The 20,513-nt window shown below is 59.0% G+C and carries 13 protein-coding genes and 1 tRNA gene; 6 read left to right on the forward strand and 8 right to left on the reverse strand.

The window, feature by feature from the left end; genetic code table 11:
* Nucleotides 1-436 precede the first annotated feature (436 nt).
* Both AC1AWK_RS05005 and lysS read right to left on the reverse strand, forming a co-directional pair.
* A complete protein-coding gene (locus AC1AWK_RS05005) occupies nucleotides 437-1,504 on the reverse strand; it encodes a hypothetical protein (protein WP_476568652.1) in 1,068 nt (355 codons plus the stop codon).
* 1,035 nt (nucleotides 1,505-2,539) lie between these two features.
* Nucleotides 2,540-4,201, reverse strand: coding sequence for a lysine--tRNA ligase (lysS, locus tag AC1AWK_RS05010; RefSeq protein WP_476568654.1), 1,662 nt, complete (start codon nucleotides 4,199-4,201; stop codon nucleotides 2,540-2,542).
* Between the two features lie 195 nt (nucleotides 4,202-4,396).
* On the opposite strand from lysS, the gene AC1AWK_RS05015 reads away from it, so the two are divergent.
* The 5 genes from AC1AWK_RS05015 (at nucleotide 4,397) to ettA (ending at nucleotide 10,678) form a co-directional block, all read left to right on the forward strand.
* Nucleotides 4,397-4,473 (forward strand) — tRNA-Pro (locus tag AC1AWK_RS05015).
* A 99-nt stretch (nucleotides 4,474-4,572) separates the two neighbouring features.
* Nucleotides 4,573-5,763 (forward strand): MFS transporter, encoded by a 1,191-nt coding sequence (locus tag AC1AWK_RS05020; protein ID WP_476568656.1) that lies wholly within the window; start codon nucleotides 4,573-4,575, stop codon nucleotides 5,761-5,763.
* Between the two features lie 141 nt (nucleotides 5,764-5,904).
* Nucleotides 5,905-8,049 (forward strand): DUF4037 domain-containing protein, encoded by a 2,145-nt coding sequence (locus AC1AWK_RS05025; protein ID WP_476568658.1) that lies wholly within the window; start codon nucleotides 5,905-5,907, stop codon nucleotides 8,047-8,049.
* Nucleotides 8,050-8,198: 149 nt separating this feature from the next.
* Nucleotides 8,199-8,798 carry a DUF4125 family protein gene (locus AC1AWK_RS05030; protein WP_476569629.1) on the forward strand — a complete coding sequence of 200 codons (600 nt, stop codon included), beginning with the start codon at nucleotides 8,199-8,201 and terminating at the stop codon, nucleotides 8,796-8,798.
* 200 nt (nucleotides 8,799-8,998) lie between these two features.
* Nucleotides 8,999-10,678 carry an energy-dependent translational throttle protein EttA gene (gene ettA / locus AC1AWK_RS05035; protein ID WP_476568660.1) on the forward strand — a complete coding sequence of 560 codons (1,680 nt, stop codon included), beginning with the start codon at nucleotides 8,999-9,001 and terminating at the stop codon, nucleotides 10,676-10,678.
* Nucleotides 10,679-10,835: 157 nt separating this feature from the next.
* Here the strand turns inward: ettA and AC1AWK_RS05040 are convergent, their stop codons facing one another.
* Nucleotides 10,836-13,805 (reverse strand): family 20 glycosylhydrolase, encoded by a 2,970-nt coding sequence (locus tag AC1AWK_RS05040; RefSeq protein ID WP_476568662.1) that lies wholly within the window; start codon nucleotides 13,803-13,805, stop codon nucleotides 10,836-10,838.
* 275 nt (nucleotides 13,806-14,080) lie between these two features.
* Between AC1AWK_RS05040 and AC1AWK_RS05045 the strand changes: the two genes are divergently transcribed.
* Entirely contained in the window at nucleotides 14,081-14,989 is a 909-nt protein-coding gene (locus AC1AWK_RS05045) for an acyl-CoA thioesterase (protein ID WP_476568664.1), read from the forward strand.
* A gap of 119 nt (nucleotides 14,990-15,108) precedes the next feature.
* On the opposite strand, the gene AC1AWK_RS05050 is transcribed toward AC1AWK_RS05045, so the two are convergent.
* The 5 genes from AC1AWK_RS05050 to tilS all read right to left on the reverse strand — a co-directional run bounded on the left by AC1AWK_RS05050 (nucleotide 15,109) and on the right by tilS (nucleotide 20,498).
* Nucleotides 15,109-15,645, reverse strand: coding sequence for a DUF3180 domain-containing protein (locus tag AC1AWK_RS05050; protein WP_476568666.1), 537 nt, complete (start codon nucleotides 15,643-15,645; stop codon nucleotides 15,109-15,111).
* A complete protein-coding gene (locus AC1AWK_RS05055; protein ID WP_476568667.1) occupies nucleotides 15,645-16,526 on the reverse strand; it encodes a 2-amino-4-hydroxy-6-hydroxymethyldihydropteridine diphosphokinase in 882 nt (293 codons plus the stop codon). Before AC1AWK_RS05055 ends, AC1AWK_RS05050 begins: the two co-directional genes overlap by 1 nt.
* Nucleotides 16,527-16,675: 149 nt before the next feature.
* Nucleotides 16,676-18,742, reverse strand: a complete 2,067-nt coding sequence (gene ftsH / locus AC1AWK_RS05060) for an ATP-dependent zinc metalloprotease FtsH (protein ID WP_476568669.1) — start codon at nucleotides 18,740-18,742, stop codon at nucleotides 16,676-16,678.
* 3 nt (nucleotides 18,743-18,745) lie between these two features.
* Complete coding sequence (gene hpt / locus AC1AWK_RS05065) at nucleotides 18,746-19,303, reverse strand: hypoxanthine phosphoribosyltransferase (protein ID WP_476568671.1); 558 nt, start codon at nucleotides 19,301-19,303, stop codon at nucleotides 18,746-18,748.
* Entirely contained in the window at nucleotides 19,290-20,498 is a 1,209-nt protein-coding gene (tilS, locus tag AC1AWK_RS05070; protein ID WP_476568673.1) for a tRNA lysidine(34) synthetase TilS, read from the reverse strand. Before tilS ends, hpt begins: the two co-directional genes overlap by 14 nt.
* Nucleotides 20,499-20,513: the final 15 nt, after the last annotated feature.

Raw genomic sequence — 20,513 nt, forward strand, 5'->3', positions numbered from 1 at the left:
CACCCCATTTTCGCCGGTCATATCCATCCACACCACCTGCACGCGAATACAGTGGAACACGAAAGGCAAACGAAAACCCTTGGAAAAGGAAACAGCCACAAAGAAAAACAATAAGGACAGGTTTTCGCCGGTCGAAGCCCATGGGGGCGCTCGCCCACACATAGGATGGAAAACACAAGCCCCACGCAACAGCGAGGGGGCAGAACGTCGGGAGGACGATATGACGCAGACCATCTTCCTGCTCGCCACATTGGCAGCCCTAGCGACCATAGGAGGCATACGCCACCACCACAACACCACAACACCCGCCACATGGGGAACATGGGCGACATGCGCCACCACCACACCAGTGACACCGAATACGAGAGTGTCCCCGCAAACGCCGGGGCGCTCGCGGGGACACTTGTTCAGGAGAGAGAGGAGAGGTAAGACCTAATCAGCCAACAGGGCAATACTTGGTCGGGTCAGTGCAAATAGGAGATGTGTCACGACCTTGGCTTAAAATAGCCATCATTTCCTCGTAGGTCATGTTTCCGCTGTTGGATGCACTTCCACTGTTGGAGGACGTGCCACGATTGGAGGAACTTGACCCGTAGCTCTTGGACGTACCGTAACTGGTGCTCTTCTTGGACGCTTGCGCCTGCGCCTGCGCCTGTGCGGCGGCTTGGGCGGCTTCCTGCTCAGCCTTGGTCTTCGCGTCCATGGAAGCCTGAACCGCGTTCACGGCATCGTCGAGCTGTTTCGCCTTGGCGGTGTAATCGTCCGCCTTGTCCGAAGAGAGCTTGTTCGCCTCGTCGATAAGCGTCTGCAACGTGGCGCGGGTGTTCTCGTCCGCGACCTTGCCGTTCGAGTCGTTGAGCTTCGCGGTGGCGTTGTCCACCGCCGTCTTGAGCGCGGTCTTCGCGTCAGCCAGCAGTTTCGCCGCATGCGAGTCGTTCACCTTGCCAGCCAGTTCCTCCACCTTGCCCATGCGCGTGCGCAACGTGTCCGCCACCTTTTGGTTGGCGGTCGCCGCCGCCTGCAAGCCTTGGGTGTCCGCGGGGCATCGCTCGGTCGCAGTGTCCTTGGCTTGCATGAGCTTAGCCAATCGTTCCACGAGCTTCGCGTCCTGCACGTCGCCCGCCGTGTACTTGACCGCCGTCTGCACGCTGTCGGACGCGGCGAGCTTCGTCCACTCGCCCAGCGTCTTGTCCGCGATGGTCACGCTTCGCTCGCACGCTTGCGCGGCGGTCTTGTGACGGTGGCTGGTGTACAAGCCGACTCCCGCCGTTCCGGCGAGGATGATTGCCAGCGCGCTGAGGGACGCGATGAGGATGGTGCGCCGCGTGGGCTTGCGCTTCGACGTTGCGTTATCGTCGTTGCTGTCCCGCAAGGGAGCGTCCTGCAAGGGGGCGTCCTGCAAGGGGGCGTCCTGCACAGTGGTCTCCTCCACAGTGGTTTCCTCCATGTCCGGGGTAGGCTCCACGCCAAGCTCCGGCATATCCATGTTCTTCTCGTTTTCCATTGTCGTTCGTCTCCTGAATCTCGGTGAAACCCCCACCCAATGTGAGCGTTTCGTGTACATTCACATTGTCCCAAACCCCATAGCGGAATGTCAAAAACCAACCGAAAACGACCGGCGAAAACGACAAAAAAAGGGGCGCACTCCCCCGTGGGGTTGTGCGCCCGGAAAAACAGGGCTAAGCCTACAACCGTCTGATTGTCAGCCACGCCAGCAGGAGCAGCAGGAGGAGAACCGTAAGGTTCGCCGTCCATTGGCTCACCGCCTTTGCGACGCATAGGAGGCATATCGCCTTCAGCAGGTTGGCTGGTTGGCTGTCGCCATTGTTGTTTCCGTTCATTTGATTGTTCTTTTCTTACTTGGGGGCTTTCCCCGTGTTCGGGGATTGCCCGAACCGTCCCGTGCCGGACGGACGCGGGACACGCGCACGGCGGAGGGTGAGTCCAACCGTGGGCGCGTTTGCCATTCTACACATCTTCGTGTAGTATCGGTGGTGACGGATGGCGGGGTGACTTTCCCCAGAACGATGAAAGCCCACCGCAGACAGACTTTCGGGGAATGCGCCAAACGTCAGGAATGGCAACATTCCACCTTTCATTTAATTTTCTTTTCTTGAACGAGTGCCTACCGTTTCCGGTAGGCACTCGTTTTATACGCACGTCTTCGTGTAGTATCGGTGGTGACGGATGGCGGGGTGACTTTCCCCAGAACGATGAAAGCCCACCGCAGACAGACTTTCGGGGAATGCGCCAAACGTCAGGAATGGCAACATTCCAATGGATATACCTTTTTATCGGTGAGTGCCTACCGGAAACGGTAGGCACTCGTTTTATACGCACGTCTTCGTGTAGTATCGGTGGTGACGGATGGCGGGACGACTTTCCCCAGAACGATGGAAGCCCACCGCAGACAGACTTTCGGGGAATGCGCCAAACGTCAGGAATGGCAACATTCCAATTTTCATACTAACCTTCTTTAAGTGGGCGCCCGTCGTTTCCGGCGGGCGCCCACTATTTATCTACGCAGGAGCGACTATCGTCAGTTCAGCGGTTTGACCAAAGGGAACGTAATCGTCTCACGGATGGTCGCGCCGGTCAGGGCGATCAGCAGACGGTCGATGCCCATGCCGGTGCCGCCTGCCGGCGGCATGCCAACGCCAAGCGCCTCTAGGAAGTCCTCATCAATATCCATGGCCTCCACATCGCCGGCCAACGCATCCTTGGCTTGCGCCACAAAACGCTCGCGCTGCACCACCGGATCGTTCAGCTCCGAATAGCCGGTCGCCAGCTCGAAGCCGCGCACATACAGATCCCACTTCTCCACCATGCCCGGCTTGGTGCGATGCGCCTTGACCAGCGGCGAAGTCTCCACCGGGAAATCACGCACAAAGGTCGGCTCATACAGCTTGTCCTCATAGAAGTGCTCCCACAGATGCTCCACCAGCTTGCCGTGGTTCTCCACCTCGTCGCGTTCCACGCCCAGCTTGTCGGCAATGGCGCCGAGATATTCCACGGACGTCTGCGGCGTGATTTCCTCACCTAAGGCTTCCGACAGCGAACCGTACATCGTCATGGTCTTCCACTCGCCGCCGAAGTCATACTCCGTGCCGTCCAGCAGCGTCACCGTAGTCGAACCAAACGCGTCGATGGCCGACTGCTGAATCAGCGTCTTGACCAGCTCGGCGATGGTGTCGTAATTGCCATACGCCTGATAGGCCTCCAACATGGTGAATTCGGGAGCGTGCGTACCGTCGACGCCCTCGTTGCGGAAATCGCGGTTGATCTCAAACACTCGGTCGATGCCGCCAACCAGGCAACGCTTGAGGAACAATTCCGGCGCGATACGCAAATACAATTCCATATCGAACGCATTCATATGCGTGGTGAAGGGGCGCGCAGCCGCACCACCGTGCACCGTCTGCAGCATCGGCGTTTCGACCTCAAGGAATCCACGGCTTTCAAACGTGTGCCGCAGCGACGACACCACCGCCGAACGCTTGCGCACCATATCGCGAATCTTCCCGTCCGCGATCATGCCGATGTACGGCTTGCGTGTACGGGTGTCATCATTGAGTTCCTTATGCAGCGCAGGCAGCGGCTGCAATGCCTTGGCCGCAATTGCCCATTCGGATGCGAACACCGACAGTTCGCCCGTCTTGGAGGCAATCACGCGACCGCGCAGGTATAGATGGTCACCCAAATCAACCAACTGCTTGAATTGCTTGATGGAATCGGCACCGATTTCCTTCTTCGACACCATGCCCTGAATGGTGGTGCCGTCTCCGGCGGACAACTGCACGAAGCACAGGCCACCGGCATTGCGCAGGAACAGCACACGACCAGCGATGCCTACGATATCTTCGGTTTCCTGTCCGGCGTCCAGCGTGCCGTCATACTGCTCGCGTACCTGCTCGATGGTGTGCGTCACATCCAACGACACCGGGTACGGCTCAATGCCGTCCTTCAACATCATGGCACGCTTGGCGACGCGCATCTGCACCTGTTCGGGGTGTGCGGCTGGGCCAAACTGCGCGTTGCTGGGATCCACTGCCTCGTCAAGCGTCGCGCCCTGTTCGATCTTGCGACGAATCTCCTCGTCCTGGCGCATCAGCATTTCGGCACGTTCAACCGTGCTCATCGCCTGTGACACGGCATCATCCTGCATCTCGTTCATCTCATCGGTAGCGTTCAAGTCAGTCATAGTCCTTCAGTGTATCGATGAGCCACTACACCGTAACGATGGTGTGTACCATCCACCGAATGGCCATCATCGCTTCGGCTCCACCGCCGCACGCGCCACGACTGGCACATCGAACCCGAAGGTCACCCATAATACCTACGACACGCGGTATTTGCTTGTCCGCATGTTCGTTGTAAGATAACCAACGTTGCCAAACGGGCTGTAGCGCAGCTTGGTAGCGCGCTTCGTTCGGGACGAAGAGGCCGCGGGTTCAAATCCCGCCAGCCCGACCACATAAGGGAACTACTAATGGTCACACGACTGTTGGCGGTTCTCTTTTTTTATGCACGAACGGCATCGTTCGGCAAACCACACAGACGATGAGGTGAGCGATGAAGAAAAGCATCCTGGCGCTGGCGTCCGGCGCGTTCGTGTTGGGAGCCGCGGAATTCGTGATGATGGGCATCCTGCCGCAGGCGGCACACGCCATGCACGTAGACATTCCCACCGCCGGCAATTTCATCTCCGCGTACGCCATCGGCGTGTGCATCGGAACCTTGATCCTGGTCTTTGGCCGCAAAGTGCCGCCCAAGAAGCTCATCATCATCTTCATGCTGATTGCCCTGATCGGCAACGCCGCGAGCGCCTTCGCCATCAATGCTCCCATGCTCATCGCCGCACGTTTTGTGGCCGGCCTGCCTCATGGCGCGTTCTTCGGCACCGCCACTCTTATCGCCAAAACACTTGCCGACAAGGGTAAGGAAGCACAGGCTGTATCCATGATGGTCACCGGGCAAACCGTCGCCAACATGATTGGCGTACCGGCGGGAACCCTTATGGCGGAAAGCATGTCATGGCGGCTGGCGTTTGGCATACTTGCAGCGTGGGCGGTGCTCACCATCGCATTGGTGGCTTGCTGGGTGCCATTCGTCGCTCCGGTCAAGGACGCGGGCATCGCCGGACAATTCCGTTTCCTCACTAAGCCTGGTCCGTGGCTGGTGCTGCTCGCCGTATTCACGGGCAACGCCGGTATTTTCTGCTGGTGGAGTTACGTATCGCCATGGCTGCAGCAGGTTGGCCACTACCCGTCATCTTCGATATCGTTGCTGATGATGCTGGCTGGATTCGGCATGGTGATCGGCGGACTGATCGGCGGGCGCATCTGCGATCGTTGGCGTCACGCCGGCACCGCCGCCATCGGGCAAACTATCGCCTGCATCGGCTTGCTCGCCGTATTCCTTACGCCCGGCGAACCCGTCAGCGCCGCGATACTTACTTTTATCATTGCATTCGGCTTGTTCTTCGTATCCTCTCCGCAACAGTTACTCATGGCTGAGGCTGGCAAGGGTGGCGGCGAGCTTATCGGCGGCGCCGCCGTGCAGGTGGCGTTCAACTTTGGTAATGCAGTGGGTGCCGCATTCGGCGGCATCATGCTCACCGCATTCCACGACGACTATCATTATCCGGCATTGGGCGGCGTACCGTTGGCCGTACTCGCTGTCATACTGCTGGCCATATTCTCTGTGCGGCATGAAGCGCATCGTAGTGTGCTCGACCGTATCGAGGAAGTTCACATACAGTGACCTTCGCTGCGACATACGCGCTGTGAGCACCCTCACACCGCCACGCCACGCGAATACATACCCTACGGCCGTACACTGGAAGGGCAACGACGCCACGCCAAACGCGCCGCGTCCCCTCGCGCACCAGGGCAAGGAGTGGGTATGAGTAACGACGACACCACACTGGATATTCCACGGTTCTTCGCAACATTGGACCAATTGTTCGCCGACCACGCTTCTGCGGACGACGTGCATCGGTATCTCACCGATACGTTGCAGCAAACAAAACTCCGCCATGACGATGCCGGAGTGCTTGCCGTGCTCAACGAGCTTATGGGCTGGTACCGCGCTCAAGGCCGCCACGAGGACAACCGCTCCATTGTCAAAGAGGCCCTTGCTCTGCTGGACGCCATGCACGTGGCGGGCACCGACAGCTGGACCACCACCATTATCAATGCCGCCACGGCCTATCGAGCTGCCGGCGACTACGGACAGGCAGAAACCCTCTACCAGCAGGCGCTTGACAGCGCATCCCATACCCTGTCTGCGACGGATCGTCGTATGGCCGCTTTGCATAACAACCTATCGCTGCTCTACAGCGACACCCAGCAATGGCACGCCGCCCAACATGAGCTCATGCAAGCCCTGCAGGTTCTCGAACACTCCAGTGTGGACGTCGACACGGATGTGGATGTCGCCGCCACTCACACCAATCTGGCATTGGTACTCGCCCAACGCGCCGACGCCCTCAGAGACGATGCTGAACACGCCCGCATCGATAGCGTCGACGCAGACAACGACACTGGCCTCAGCACTGCCGACGCCGACGCACTGCGGTGCGACGCGCTCTCGCACGCCACACGTTCCCTCGATATCTATCGGCGAGCGCAAGGCGAAGGCAACGGCCATTTCGCCAGCGCTCTGGCTGGATACGCACAGGTATGCTTCAGTATTGGCCTCTTCAAACAGGCCGTCGACGCTTACGAGCGAGCGTTGGCATTGATTGGCGAATGCTACGGCACCGACGCCGAATCGTACGGCATCACCCAAGCCAACCTCAACGAAGCCCGCCAGGCGCTGCATGTCCAGCACTCCGGCACCGCCGCAAACGCGGATACGAACGTCAATGCCACTGCCGACACCACCAGCAGCAATATCGCCGGCACCGCGGCCGCCGGTATTATCGGCACTAGTTCAGCCACCGTTCCAGCAGACGTATCTTCCGCTCCCGTCAATAATCGTCCCGCCATCAGCGGACTGGCCCTTTCCCGCGCCTACTGGCAGGAATACGGCAAACCATTGATCGAACAACGCTATGCGCAATATGCCTCCCGCATCGCCGCCGGTCTGATCGGCCACGGCTCGGAATGCTACGGCTTTGATGACAATCTGTCCCACGACCATGATTTCGGCCCCGGTTTTTGCCTGTGGCTCACCGATGAGGATTACGCCATCATCGGCGAAGCCTTGCAGGCCGATTACGAACGCCTACCCTCGTCGTTCATGGGATTCGGCCCCGCAGAACGCACGCCGCGCGCACAAGGTGACGCCCGTCGCGTCGGCGTATTCGCCATTTCGGATTTTTTCGCCTCTATCACCGGCTACGCACAGCCGCCGTCCGTCGACAAACCCCATGAATGGCTATTGCTGGATGAGCCCACGCTGGCGGCCGCCACCAACGGCGAGGTATTCGCCGACCCATTGGGCGCGTTGCTTTCTCGCCGCCAAGCCTTCAAGACCATGCCGGATGATGTACGTCTGTCATTGGTCTCCCGACGGCTGGGCATGATGGCGCAAGCCGGACAATACAATCTGGCACGTATGCTTGCCAGAGGCGACGGCATGGGCGCTTGGATGTCGATTCGTGAATTCATCCACGCCGCCACATCCCTTGTGTTCCTGATCAACACACCGATCAGCGCCGGGTATATGCCGTATTATAAGTGGCAATTCGCCGCGCTACGCCGCCTATCCGCACGCATGGCAACCCGGTTGGCCACGGTCTGCGAGCGCCTTGAAACGATGGCGCGTCTGTCGTCAGCCGCATGTTTTGGCGGCGCGGGTTTTGGCGAAGGCGGCAAGGGATCGACCCCTGCGGCCGTGCAGATCCAATCCTTGGTGGACGGTATCTGCGCCGATGTGGTCGACGAGCTGCGCCGTGAAGGTCTGACCACCAGTCGGGAGACCTTCCTGGAATGGCAGCGGCCGTATGTGGAGTCGCATATTGTCAGCGATGCCGCATGCCTGCACAGTTTGCCGGCGCCGGCCACCCCAACGGAGCATGGTGAGCAAACCTCCGCAGGATGATGCAACGGCACGCCACGCGTCGCACTGACGAAGCTCGACGAATGTTCTTGAGATAAGGAGCGATCATGCAGTTCCATGACAACACGAGCAACGACGCCAACATCGCCGACGGCGTCGACCCTCGTGCCACACCTGAACCCACCGCACTGATGGAGGATGTGGTACGGCTTGAATGGGAACAGTTCCAACGCACCCATAACGAAGGCGGCCGAGCGTCCTGCCAGGATAATTGGCGCACGTTCCGCATTATGCGACTCAGCCAGTTCCTCACATGGCCCGAATCACTCATCGCATCATGGGCTGCAGACCTGCGCAACGCCGAACGCGACGGCCGCAATCTCATCACCGAAAAATATGCTCGCATGATGGAATCCACCGCCCCTGACGAATTCCGTGAGCGTATTGCGCCGTTCCTGCCCGCGCTCGATGAGTCCAGGCGACGCGAGCAAGAGCGCGTCATCGCAATCCAAGTGGTCTGGGCACGAGACTTCCGACAACGATATCCGCGGCTTGGCAACGGCATGCGAGTGCTCACCACCTCGGAAGACAGCGACGAATACACCTCGTTGGAAACCTATCTGCGCGGAGAGATCAGCACCTATTCGGCACCCATGTTCGCCAGCTATGCAGCCTTTATCGACGAGTGTGCGGCACACGGACGCAACCTCACCGAGGAGAGCGTGCGCCACACCGTAATGTTGGAAGGCTACACCAGTGTGGACGACGCGGAGGAACACGCCACTGCGTAAGCCGCCATCTTTTCCAACCCGTGTAGACGGCATATGGGATAATGCCACAGGTACTGTGCTGCGCCTTGGATGGGCAAGCCGGCTGATATATCGGCGGATACATCAGCATTGCCTACAGCCGGTCGGCGTCTGACCGATTCGTCCGACCGCATCAAGGAGCGCAACCGCTGACATGGTAATTGACAACGGAAAGAGTAGCTGTGGCTGAGTTTGTATATCAGATGATCAAGGCCCGCAAGGCTTTCGGTGACCGCGTCATTCTCGACGACGTCACCCTAAGCTTCCTGCCTGGCGCCAAAATTGGCGTGGTGGGCCCCAACGGCATGGGTAAGTCCACCCTGCTGAAAATCATGGCAGGTTTGGAAACCGTCTCCAACGGCGAAGCAAGTCTGACTCCCGGTTTCACCGTCGGCATCCTCCAGCAGGAACCGCCGCTGGATGACACCAAGACCGTCGGAGAAAACATCAAGATGGCGTTCGGCGAAATTGCCGAAAAAGTCGCACGTTTCAACCAAATCGGCGAAGAGATGGCGAATCCTGACGCCGATTTCGACGCCCTGATGGAAGAAATGGGCAAGCTGCAAACCGAAATCGACGCCGCGAACGGCTGGGATTTGGATTCGCAGCTCGAGCAGGCCATGGACGCACTGCAATGCCCCGATCCGGACACCCCGGTCAACGTGTGCTCCGGTGGCGAGCGCCGCCGCGTCGCCTTGTGCAAGCTGCTGCTGGAAGCTCCCGACCTGCTGCTGCTCGACGAGCCCACCAACCATTTGGACGCCGAGTCGATTCTGTGGCTGGAGCAGTTCCTGCACCAATATCAGGGAGCGGTAATCGCCGTCACCCACGATCGATACTTCATGGACAATGTTGCCGAATGGATTTGTGAGGTCGACCGCGGCCACCTGTATCCGTACAAGGGCAACTACACCACGTATTTGGAGACCAAGGCGAAGCGTATGGAGATCCAGGGCGCCAAGGACGCCAAGCTCGCCAAGCGCCTCAAGAGCGAACTTGACTGGGTGCGCTCCTCCCCCAAGGCCCGTCAGGCCAAGAACAAGGCTCGTCTGGAACGCTACGACCAGATGGAGCAGGAGGCACGCAATTCCAAGAAGCTCGACTTCTCCGAGATTCAAATTCCGCCGGGGCCGCGTCTGGGCTCGACGGTGTTGGAAGCCAAGCATATCCACAAGGCGTTCGGCGACCGCGTGCTTATCGACGATTTGAGCTTTACGTTGCCGCGCAACGGCATTGTGGGCGTGATCGGCCCCAACGGCGTGGGCAAATCGACCCTGTTCAAGACCATCGTCGGCTTGGAGCCGCTCTCCGGCGGCGAACTCAACGTCGGCGAAACCGTCAAGATCAGCTACGTCGACCAGGGACGCGCCGGCTTGGATCCCAACAAGAACCTGTGGGAAGCGGTTTCCGACGGTTTGGACTTCATGGAAGTGGGCGGCGTGGAAGTGCCAACCCGCGCCTATGTGGCTAGCTTCGGCTTCAAGGGTTCCGACCAGCAGAAGCTGACGGGCGTGCTGTCCGGCGGCGAACGCAACCGCCTGAATCTTGCGCTGACCCTCAAGCAGGGCGGCAACCTGCTGCTGCTCGACGAGCCCACCAACGATTTGGACGTCGAAACGTTGGAATCGTTGGAGAATGCGCTGATTGAATTCCCCGGCTGCGCCGTGGTCGTCTCCCATGACCGTTGGTTCCTGGACCGCGTCGCCACGCATATACTCGCGTGGGAAGGCAATGACGAGAACCCGGCCAATTGGTATTGGTTCGAGGGCAACTTCCAGGCCTATCAGGAGAACAAGGTGGCCCGTTTGGGCGAAGAGGCATCCAAGCCGCATCGCCTGCACCGCAAGCTCACTCGCGTGTAGCCTGCGCAGTCGTGTGGCACGCGCGTTATGCCACACGAATCCACATACGCCCCTGCGTACACAACTCATGTACGCAGGGGCGTATGTGTTGGCCATTGACGCGTTGACCCAATGTCTCCACTAGGTCAACGCCGCGCATGTTATTAATACCGGGTGACTAATGCCGCATACGCCAGCGCCGTGCGGCAACCAATGCGACGATCGCCCCAGACATAGCCAACACTATCGCCGAACGCATGACACCAATAGTGGCGGCACCTGATGGCGGCAGCGTAACCGACGAACGAGGTCCGCTGTTGGTCGCCCCTTGCCCGGGCGTCGCGTCATCGCCAGACTGACCTGCCGCCGGCGGCGCCGGTTCTGGTGTTGGGCCCGGCGTCGGTTCAGGGCTTGGTTGCGGACTTGGTTCCGGTGTTGGCTCACTCGACAATGCACCAATGGCCATCACCTTACCCCGCTCAATCCGAATCGGCACCGTGCTGGACACCATATTGACGCCGGCCTGCTCTCCAGTGCCGCCTTGCACGGTGATAGTGCCCTGCGCATGGTTACGCAATGATTCAGGAATGTCCACCGACACATTTGCCACGCCATTCATCCTAGTGCCGTAGAGCATCTGCTGCCCTTGCTCGTTGACTTGTTGCCCCTGATATCCCTGCTCCATGCTCACCGTCACCGGCAGCTCAACCACATTGCGCGCGGTGTCATCCTGGAAGGTGGCGCGCAGCTTCACCGCCGATTGGTCGACGATTTTCGGCTCCGCATAGCCGCCGATACGCACCGGCTGGCTTACGTCGGCTCCCACGGCATCATAGGTCACATACTGCGCCTGCCAACTGGTCACTTCACCGGCGACATGGAAATTCACGCCACGATTCATCAGATCGATGCCCATCAGCCCGACCCGCGCATTCCAATTGGCATAATTGCGCAAGTTCTGTTGGGTCCATGCCACTTCGGCCGTGGACAGCATGCGCGGGAACATCATGAACTCGGCGTCACTGAGCGTACGCACATGTTCGCTCCACAACGCCGCTTCCACACCCAGCATGTCGGATTCATTGACATACGCTTGCGTGGTGGGATTCCAGTTGTAGTACTTGGCGGTATCACAGCCAGACGCGCCACACGCCCAGTCAGGACCAACGGTGTCCTTGCCCGGCTTCTGCGCAACGTAAGTATTGGCTACCGGCGACATGATGATTTTGCCGTTGTGTTCCCTGACGAAGCTCTGGATGCGTCCGTTATGGTCGTCAGCCCTGCCGGTCCACACCTGAACCACCGTGCCGTCCGGAAGCTGATCAGCGGCATCCATGCCGTCGTTCCACACGATGACAGTGGAACCACTATCTTTAACCTGCTTGCCCAGCTTACCTAGGTATGTTTGCATGCGTTGGGTCAAATCGTTGGCGTTGGCAGCCAACTCGTCGCCACCGATATGGAAGTACTGTCGGCGCATCACCTCAACCGGCATACCGGAACGTTCCAGGCCTTGTTCGATCATGCCCCGCAACTGACTCATGATGTGCCCCATCACCGTGTAGGTCACTTCGCTATCGGTAGCCAGGCTGGTCTTACCCCACTGTTCATAGGTGAGTTCCGCCGTAGCCTTGCCTTCCGCGGGCTTAGGCAACGCATTGCCCACATTGAGTTCGGGCAATGCGTGCAGCATGCCCATGCTATGGGCCGGTCCGTCGATCTCGGGAATAATGCTGATTCCGCGATCGGCAGCATATGCCACCAGGTCGATGAACTCTTCCTGCGTGTAATATCCCGTGCGGCCATTAATCGGGGACGTCCAGAACTGCTTCTTCTTTACCGCCCAATCATGGTTGTAGCTGCCGGTACTCGACACCTCGGCAAGCTTCGTGTAATCCACGGTGTCCCCTGAGACACGACCTTCGTTGGTAATCTGCACACGGAAACTCTCGTCATCGGACAAGTGCAGGTGCAATACGTTGTACTTATATGACGACATGACATCGATCATGCGTTTGACTTCATCCGTCGGAGAGAACGAACGAGCCACATCCAGCGTCAACCCACGCCACTGATAGCGCGGCGCATCGACAATGTGCGCGGCCGGCACGCGGGCTTCCTGCGCCACGCGAGTTGCCGAATGCGCCCACGGCCCAACCAGCTGCAACAGCGTCTGCACACCCCAAATCGCTGACTGGGCGCTTACCGCCGTAATCCTCACGCCATTGGCATCACTATCCAAGATGTATGCCTCATTGGCCTGTACACTTTGCGAAGCGTCTACCGAGGACGCTATCGAGAGCTGAGGATCACGCGTGATGGTCACACCGCATGCCCCGGTGGATTGCGTTAAGCCCACGCCATAGGAGGCACTCAACGCATCACGCAACAACGCGGCCGCAGGCTTCAAGGAATCATCCGACAGACTTACGCAGGTTTTCGCATCCAGCACATACCCCTGTCCATCCAACGCTTGGGCGACCAGCGGCTTGGGCGTCAGCGCCTGGACAGGGTTGTCCGCAACCTTATCCATAACGCCCATAATGTAGACTTCCCACACCGAAAGCGCCCACTTCTGGCTTTTTTGGGTAGCTACCATGCGCAGGTACCGTGCGTCCACAGGTGTTTTCAAGGTCACCGTGGTTTTAGCGCTCTTCTTGCCTACAAGCCGATCTCCAACAGTGGTCCACTGCGAACCATTCTCCGACACCTGCAGGCGATATGCGGTGGCATAGGTATTGCCCCATTCGATGGACACCTCATCGATATGCACAGTACTGGCGAATTGGTATTGCAGCCACCAATTGCCCGTCATGGTCTTGTTATCCGTGTTGGCGCTCCATCGGGAAGCGTCCGCGGCATTGTGCACGCTACTGTCGGCACCATGTTCTGGCATTCCCTTACCATCGGCAGTCAGTTCCGGACCCCATTTGCCGGCAACTTCCTGCCCAGATGCCGTCACCGTGGATCCCAACGACACATCAGTACGTCCATTCGTGGCCCGATCATCAGCCACAGCCACATGTGCGCCCGCCATCGCACCCACTATCATTGCGGAAGCGCACAACGTGGTCGCCCACCATCGCACCGCACGGCCACCGTGACGCAGCATGCGGGCGACCAAGCGAACATCGCCATTGGATTTCATGAATATCCCCCTTTCCGGCAGTACAGATAAATCCCGAATGCCGGTAGTATGCCGCCCACACACCTTCGTGCATGTCACGCGGCTCCGTTGCGAGAGCACTTCCTTGGCTCTTGCAATACGACGCAGTACACGTTAGTACGCCGCCCCTACATTATTATACAACACGCACGATGTTGTATCGTCGCAAGTATTGTGCTGCAAAGACTACACTCAATTGCGGTATTCCGATAGATGTTATTGGACGCAACGCGCCATCCACCAGAATCGAGGACCATATGAACGAATCCGCGCCGACCACACAGCCGACACCCATCGACCACGTGCTCAACGTTCTAACTCTAAACCACAAAAGTGATACCTGTTTCGTAGGCGAGAGCTTGTATTTCCCCACCGGACGCGTCTACGGCGGTCAAGTCGTCGCACAATCCATCATGGCTGCGGCGCGCACCGTACCTGACAGCCGCTTGCCACATTCCGCCCACGCCTATTTCATCGCCGCAGGCGACATCGCGCAACCCGTCACCTTCGATGTCGACGTGCTGCGTGACGGCCGTTCGTTTTCGGCCCGCCGTGTCAATGCCACCCAATCACAGGGGACCATCCTCACCGCCATCGCTTCATTCCAAGAACAAGGACAGCAAGGCGTGCAATTCGCCGATCCGATGCCCGACGTTCCCGCACCTGAGACCCTGACCAACGCGCAGCAACTCATGGCCCCCTACAGTGCGGTATCGCCTTTCGCCCACTATTACGCCAAGCAGTCACCCTTCGACATTCGCCACGTCACCCCGACGGTGATGCTCTCCGCCGACCCGACAAGCGCCAAGCGCGACAGCGGCAGACAAATGGTATGGATGAAAATCGACGGCACCATCGACGCCTCACAAACCACCCACCGTGCCATGCTGGCTTTGGGCTGCGACCAAATCATGATGGAACCCGTGCTGCGTCGAGCTGGATTAAGCATCGCAACCCCAGGTATTTCCTACGCTTCCCTCGATCACTCCATGTGGTGGTATCGTGACATCGACATCAACCAATGGCACCTGTACGTCCAAGATACCCCTACCGCCGCGCATGGACGCGGACTGGGAACCGCAGCCGTCTACGACCGCGACGGACATCTGGTCGCCGCCATGGCACAGGAAGCTATGATTCGCGTGCCCGAAGAACTCTTGGCCTGAAGACTCGTCCTAACGAACGGCGGGGTGTCTGCCCACGGTGGGCAGACACCCCGCCGTTCGTTACGCTTCGGTATCGGTACGTTTCCGTTCACCGCCTTGTTCAATCCGGCATATCCGTCTCACTCATGCGAGGTTTTCACCGCTGCGCCGGCCATCTGTCGTTGTCGTTCAGCCTCGCGCATACGGGGATGTTCCGCCCCCTCGCTCGGCGGTAGCTGACACCAGCGTTCCCCGATAATGCCGGCAACCATATCCAGCAATGACAGCACACCAGCCACCGCACACTGCCAAGCCACCTGGCGATAGAACTCGGCATCCAAGTGCCCCAGACACAGCAGGATCTGCCCGCCATACCACCCGGCCAACACCGCGCCCGCAATCCCCAATGACTTGGACAGCATCAAGGCATATACCGCCTTGCGTGGATCAAGCGTGGTCTGCCGTTTGCGTGGATCGGTACGCGCATACACCCGCACCTGCCAAGCCAGCGCCAACACCACCACACCCAACACGAAGAGCAGCGCGTCCACCACCCAGGGAGCACCCGCCAAGGTCACGCCGGTACGATCCGACAGCGACATGACACCCATGCCGCACAGCACTCCCAGCAAGATGCCAATCACATAATGCCACCACGGCGTTCGCATAGCATTCATCACATCGCTCCCACAATCCATTGATCGGACAATACACCCACACGAGCCGCGTCGTCGGCGTTGGCTAGCAAAAATGCCACCGGATCGCCATCACATTCCGCATTGGCATCCATATCGAGCCACGGCGCCAGCACCGCCGCACGACGCTTCGCCGACGGCCATGGAATGCGGCATTGCAGCGTATTCTCATGCACGCCCTGCATATCCACAACATCCAAGTCAACCGCACCATCATGCAGCCGTTCGACCTCCTGTAATGCGGCAATCAGCGCAGTAGGCGACAATCCGGTACGCAGCTGCACCACCGCCGACATACCATCCGACCCTTGCAACGCGCCGACATGATATAACGGCGAAATGCCCTCGACCTGTGTGCCGGCAAACGCATCCATGCTCACCACGGCCTGTCGAAACATCGATTCCGCATTCGTGGAAACACTTTCCAACGACACCACCGCACGGCGGCACAACAACGAATCATCACCAGATGACTCCGCTACCGCGTCACCCGACATCTCGTCCGAACCATCTCCCAACACCCCGCATGCCACAGCGTCGGCAACGCCACATTCCTCCCCGGCCGTTTCGTCAAGATACCACTGTTTGACCGGGTTGGACGTTTCATCGCAGGCAAGCCGTACCGAGGGATGATCCACCAACACCGCAAACTGCCGGTCATCCGTATGCACGATGACGTCAACGCGCACCGCCTGCCGCATCGCCCATATCGTATCCGCATCGGCGAATGCCGACGGATCCAATCGCAAGGTCACCTCCGCGCCGTTGACTTGCTCCGGGCGCAGCGTGCAGCGCACCATGCGGTCGGTGTCGACCCCTGGTCTCATATCCGAGGCGGCGCTCCTACCTTCGTCGTCCATCATCCCATCATCCTTCCCTCACCATTATGTGTCAACACCATATCAACATGCCAACATGCACCTTGAACAGCCACTGGCGAGTCACTCGCTTCAACAAATTGAGGGGTATGCCGATGCTTGGCATACCCCTCAACCATGCGTGCATCGCAGCGTCACTCGCCCGGCTTCATGCCCACGGAACGCTTCAACGATTCAGGAATCTCCACTGGCGGAATATCCGAATTGGGTCGCATGCTGTCGGACAGCCACATCCGACGCTTCGGAGCCTTCTTGATATTGGCAAAAATCTCCGCCAATTCCTTTTCGTTCAGCGTTTCCTTCATCAGCAACTGACGCACCAACTCATCAAGAATCTCACGGTTCTCGTTAATGATGGTCCATGCTTCCGTATGCGCAGTTTCGACCAGTTTGAGCACTTCCTCATCGATCACCTGCGCGGTTTGATCAGAGTATTTGCGCGGCTGCAAACCGTCCATCACCGTGGTCTGGTCATCATCATCCGCCCACTTGATGGCACCAAGGCGCGACGAGAAGCCATATTCGACTACCATCGTGCGGGCGATCGCCGTTGCCTTCTCGATATCGTTGGACGCACCCGTCGTCGGATCATGGAACACCACTTCCTCGGCGGTGCGCCCACCCATGGCATACGCCATCTGATCGAGCAACTGGTTACGGGACTGCGAATAGCGGTCAGACGTCGGCATTACCGCCGTATAGCCCAACGCACGGCCACGCGGCAAAATCGTCACCTTGGTCACCGGATCGGTGTTGTGCAAAGCAGCCGCCACCAACGCATGCCCACCCTCGTGATAGGCAGTATTGCGCAGCTCCTGAAGCGCCATCCCCTTGGACTGGCGCTTCGGGCCAGCCTGCACACGGTCAATGGCTTCGTCGATAGCGCGATTGTCGATCAGCTGTGCTCCGGCACGCGCGCACAGCAGCGCCGCCTCGTTGAGCACATTGGCTAGGTCAGCACCGGTGAAGCCCGGCGTGCGCACGGCAATAGCATGCAAATCAACATCAGGTACAAACGGCTTGCCTTTGGCATGCACCTTCAAGATAGCCTCACGACCCTCCAGGTCAGGCGCTTCCACGCCTACCTGACGATCGAAACGACCAGGACGCAGCAATGCCGGATCAAGCACATCAGGACGGTTCGTCGCCGCGATGATGATCAGATTCGTATCGTTGTTGAAACCATCCATCTCCACCAGCAGCTGGTTCAACGTCTGCTCGCGTTCATCATGACCGCCGCCCATGCCGGAACCACGGCGACGACCAACCGCATCGATTTCGTCGATGAAGATGATGGCAGGAGCGTTCTTCTTCGCCTCTTCGAATAAGTCACGCACGCGGGAAGCACCTAGGCCAACGAACATCTCCACGAAGTCCGAACCAGCCATCGAATAGAACGGCACACCTGCCTCACCGGCGATGGCACGAGCCAGCAGGGTCTTACCGGTGCCGGGAGGACCATACAGCAGTACGCCGCGCGGAATACGGGCGCCCAGCGCCTTGTACTTGGACGGATCCTTAAGAAAGTCTTTGATTTCTTCGACTTCCTGCACGGCGGCATCCTCACCGGCGACATCGGCAAACTTCGTGGTGGGTGTCTGCCCGTCCAGCAACTTGCCGTGGTTCTTCTTGCTGCCCATGCCAAACATGCCGCCCGAACTCATGCCGCGCATCATCCACCAGAACAGCAGCACAATCAGCAGCACCGGAGCCAGCGAGGTAATCAAATAACTGAGGATACTGGCCGATTGGATGGTGCTCGTCCATCCCTTGGAAAGGTTGGCTTTTTCCACCAAGGAAATCAGCTGTCCTCCTTGGGCGAAGGTGTAGTAGAACTGCACTTTCTTGCCGTAGTTGTGGCTGGCACCGGTTTGCGCATCGCGCTTGACGAAATTACTGGACAATTCCAGCTTCACCAGCTGTTTGTTGTCAATGATTTCCGCATACTGGGCGCTGCCGTCCTCAATCAGCGACAAACCATCCTTGGTGTCGATGGTCTGCGTACCGCCGCCGAAGAACATGCCGAACATGCCCACTGCCAGCAACACCACCACCGCACCCCACAGCCACGGCGACTGCCAGAACGCACGAGGTCCTTTGCCATTGCCTTGACGCGAACCGTCGTTGCGCATATTGAAGGGATTATTGCCGCCGTTATTGCCCATCGGCGGGCGCTGCTGCGGCCCTTGGGGAAAACTCATGCCCTACGCTCCTTGATACACTGCCGGTTTCAGCACGGCGATCGAATCGAGATTGCGATAACGTTCCGCAAAGTCCAGCCCGAAGCCGACTACGAACTCGTCAGGAATCTCAAAACCCTGATATTTCACGTCCACGTCCACTTCACGGCGAGCCGGCTTGTGCAGCAATGCGAAGACTTCCACGGAAGCGGCTCCGCGCTGCTTAAGCTCTTCGACCAGCCAAGCGAGTGTACGCCCTGAATCCACGATATCCTCGACAATCAAAATGTGCCGCCCGCGAACATCCGTCGACAGATCCTGACGGATGGTGATGGTGCCACTGGAGGTTGTCGACGTCCCGTAGCTGGACAAACTCATGAAGTCCATCGTGGTGTGGATGCTCAACGCCTGAGAGAAGGCCACCAGTGTATTGACGGCACCTTTGAGCACCGCAACCAGCATCACATCACGGTCACGGTAGTCATTGCTGACCTGTGCCGCCACCTCGTTGATTCGCGCGACAATACGGTCGTGACTAATCAGCTCATGATCAATTTCATCTTGGATATCAGCAATTCGCATGCTCACCATCTTGACACAGGCGAATGACGTGTTTCTGACGACTTGCCGAATATTTGCTGGGAAGATGCACCGCTCCCTGCCCATGCCAATCGGTAACCAGACGCTCCACCGCAAGCACATGACGCGCCGACGGCTGCATGCCAAGCCGCGACATGGCCATGGCAATCACCCGACGGCGAATCGCAGCGTGTTCGGCCGCCAACGGTTTCACCGCCAACGTCACGCCAGCCAAGGCCGTCATGACGTCATCCATCTCCCCCTCGTGCAACATCCTCTCGCCCGCACGCGCCGCAGCCACAGTATCCGCAGCGGCAACTTCTTCACGCACACACCGCGCCCACGCCTGCCGTGCCTGCGCGCACAGAAAATCACGCTCGGCCGCCGCCACCGACGCCCCGTAGGCAAGATGCGCCTGCACCGATGCACCGGTAACCGCACGTAACACGGGCATTACATCATGCCGCACCCGCGAGCGCAGCGGATACTGTGCCGGCAACAAACCATGCGCTGACGTCGCCCCATCGCCGCCGCCAAAAGCATCGCTGCCGACGTCCTCGCCATTGGTGGGATCATCCCACCAGGACACGCCTGCATCGGCGCAGATACCTGCGGTATCCTCACGGGTAAGGTTCAGGAACGGCCGCAGCATGGGTATTCCGCCACGCACGGCTCGCGCCGGAATGCCCACCACCGCGTCAACCCCCACCGTACGCAACACACCCATAAGCACGGTTTCCGCCTGGTCGGTTTGCGTATGCGCCAACAACACCGCCGCGGCACCGCAACGCCGAGCTTCGTCGACAATGGCCTCATATCGGGCGGTTCGCGCGGCATCCTCCAATCCCGTTCCGGCATCGACCACCTGCACCCGGCGCACTGTCACGGGATGCAATCCCGCGTCTTCACACACCCGCGCCGTCCTCTGCGCCACGTTCGCAGAATCTTCCTGCAGCTGATGGTCCACAATTACGGCACCGCACCGCACGCCAAACATAGCGCATACTTTGGCCGCGACCAATGCCAAAGCCAACGAATCACGGCCTCCCGAACAGGCAACCAGCACCAGCGGAGCATGTTCGGCGGGAGCATGCTCGCCATGCTCGCGCATCCGGGTCGTGCCGGATATCACGCCTTCATTGACCAGCGTCGCACGAACATCACCGATGGCTTGCCGCAGCCGTGCCGAATACGTCATACGCCAGTCCTTTCT

The sequence above is a fragment of the Bifidobacterium sp. LH_491 genome (assembly GCF_056356495.1).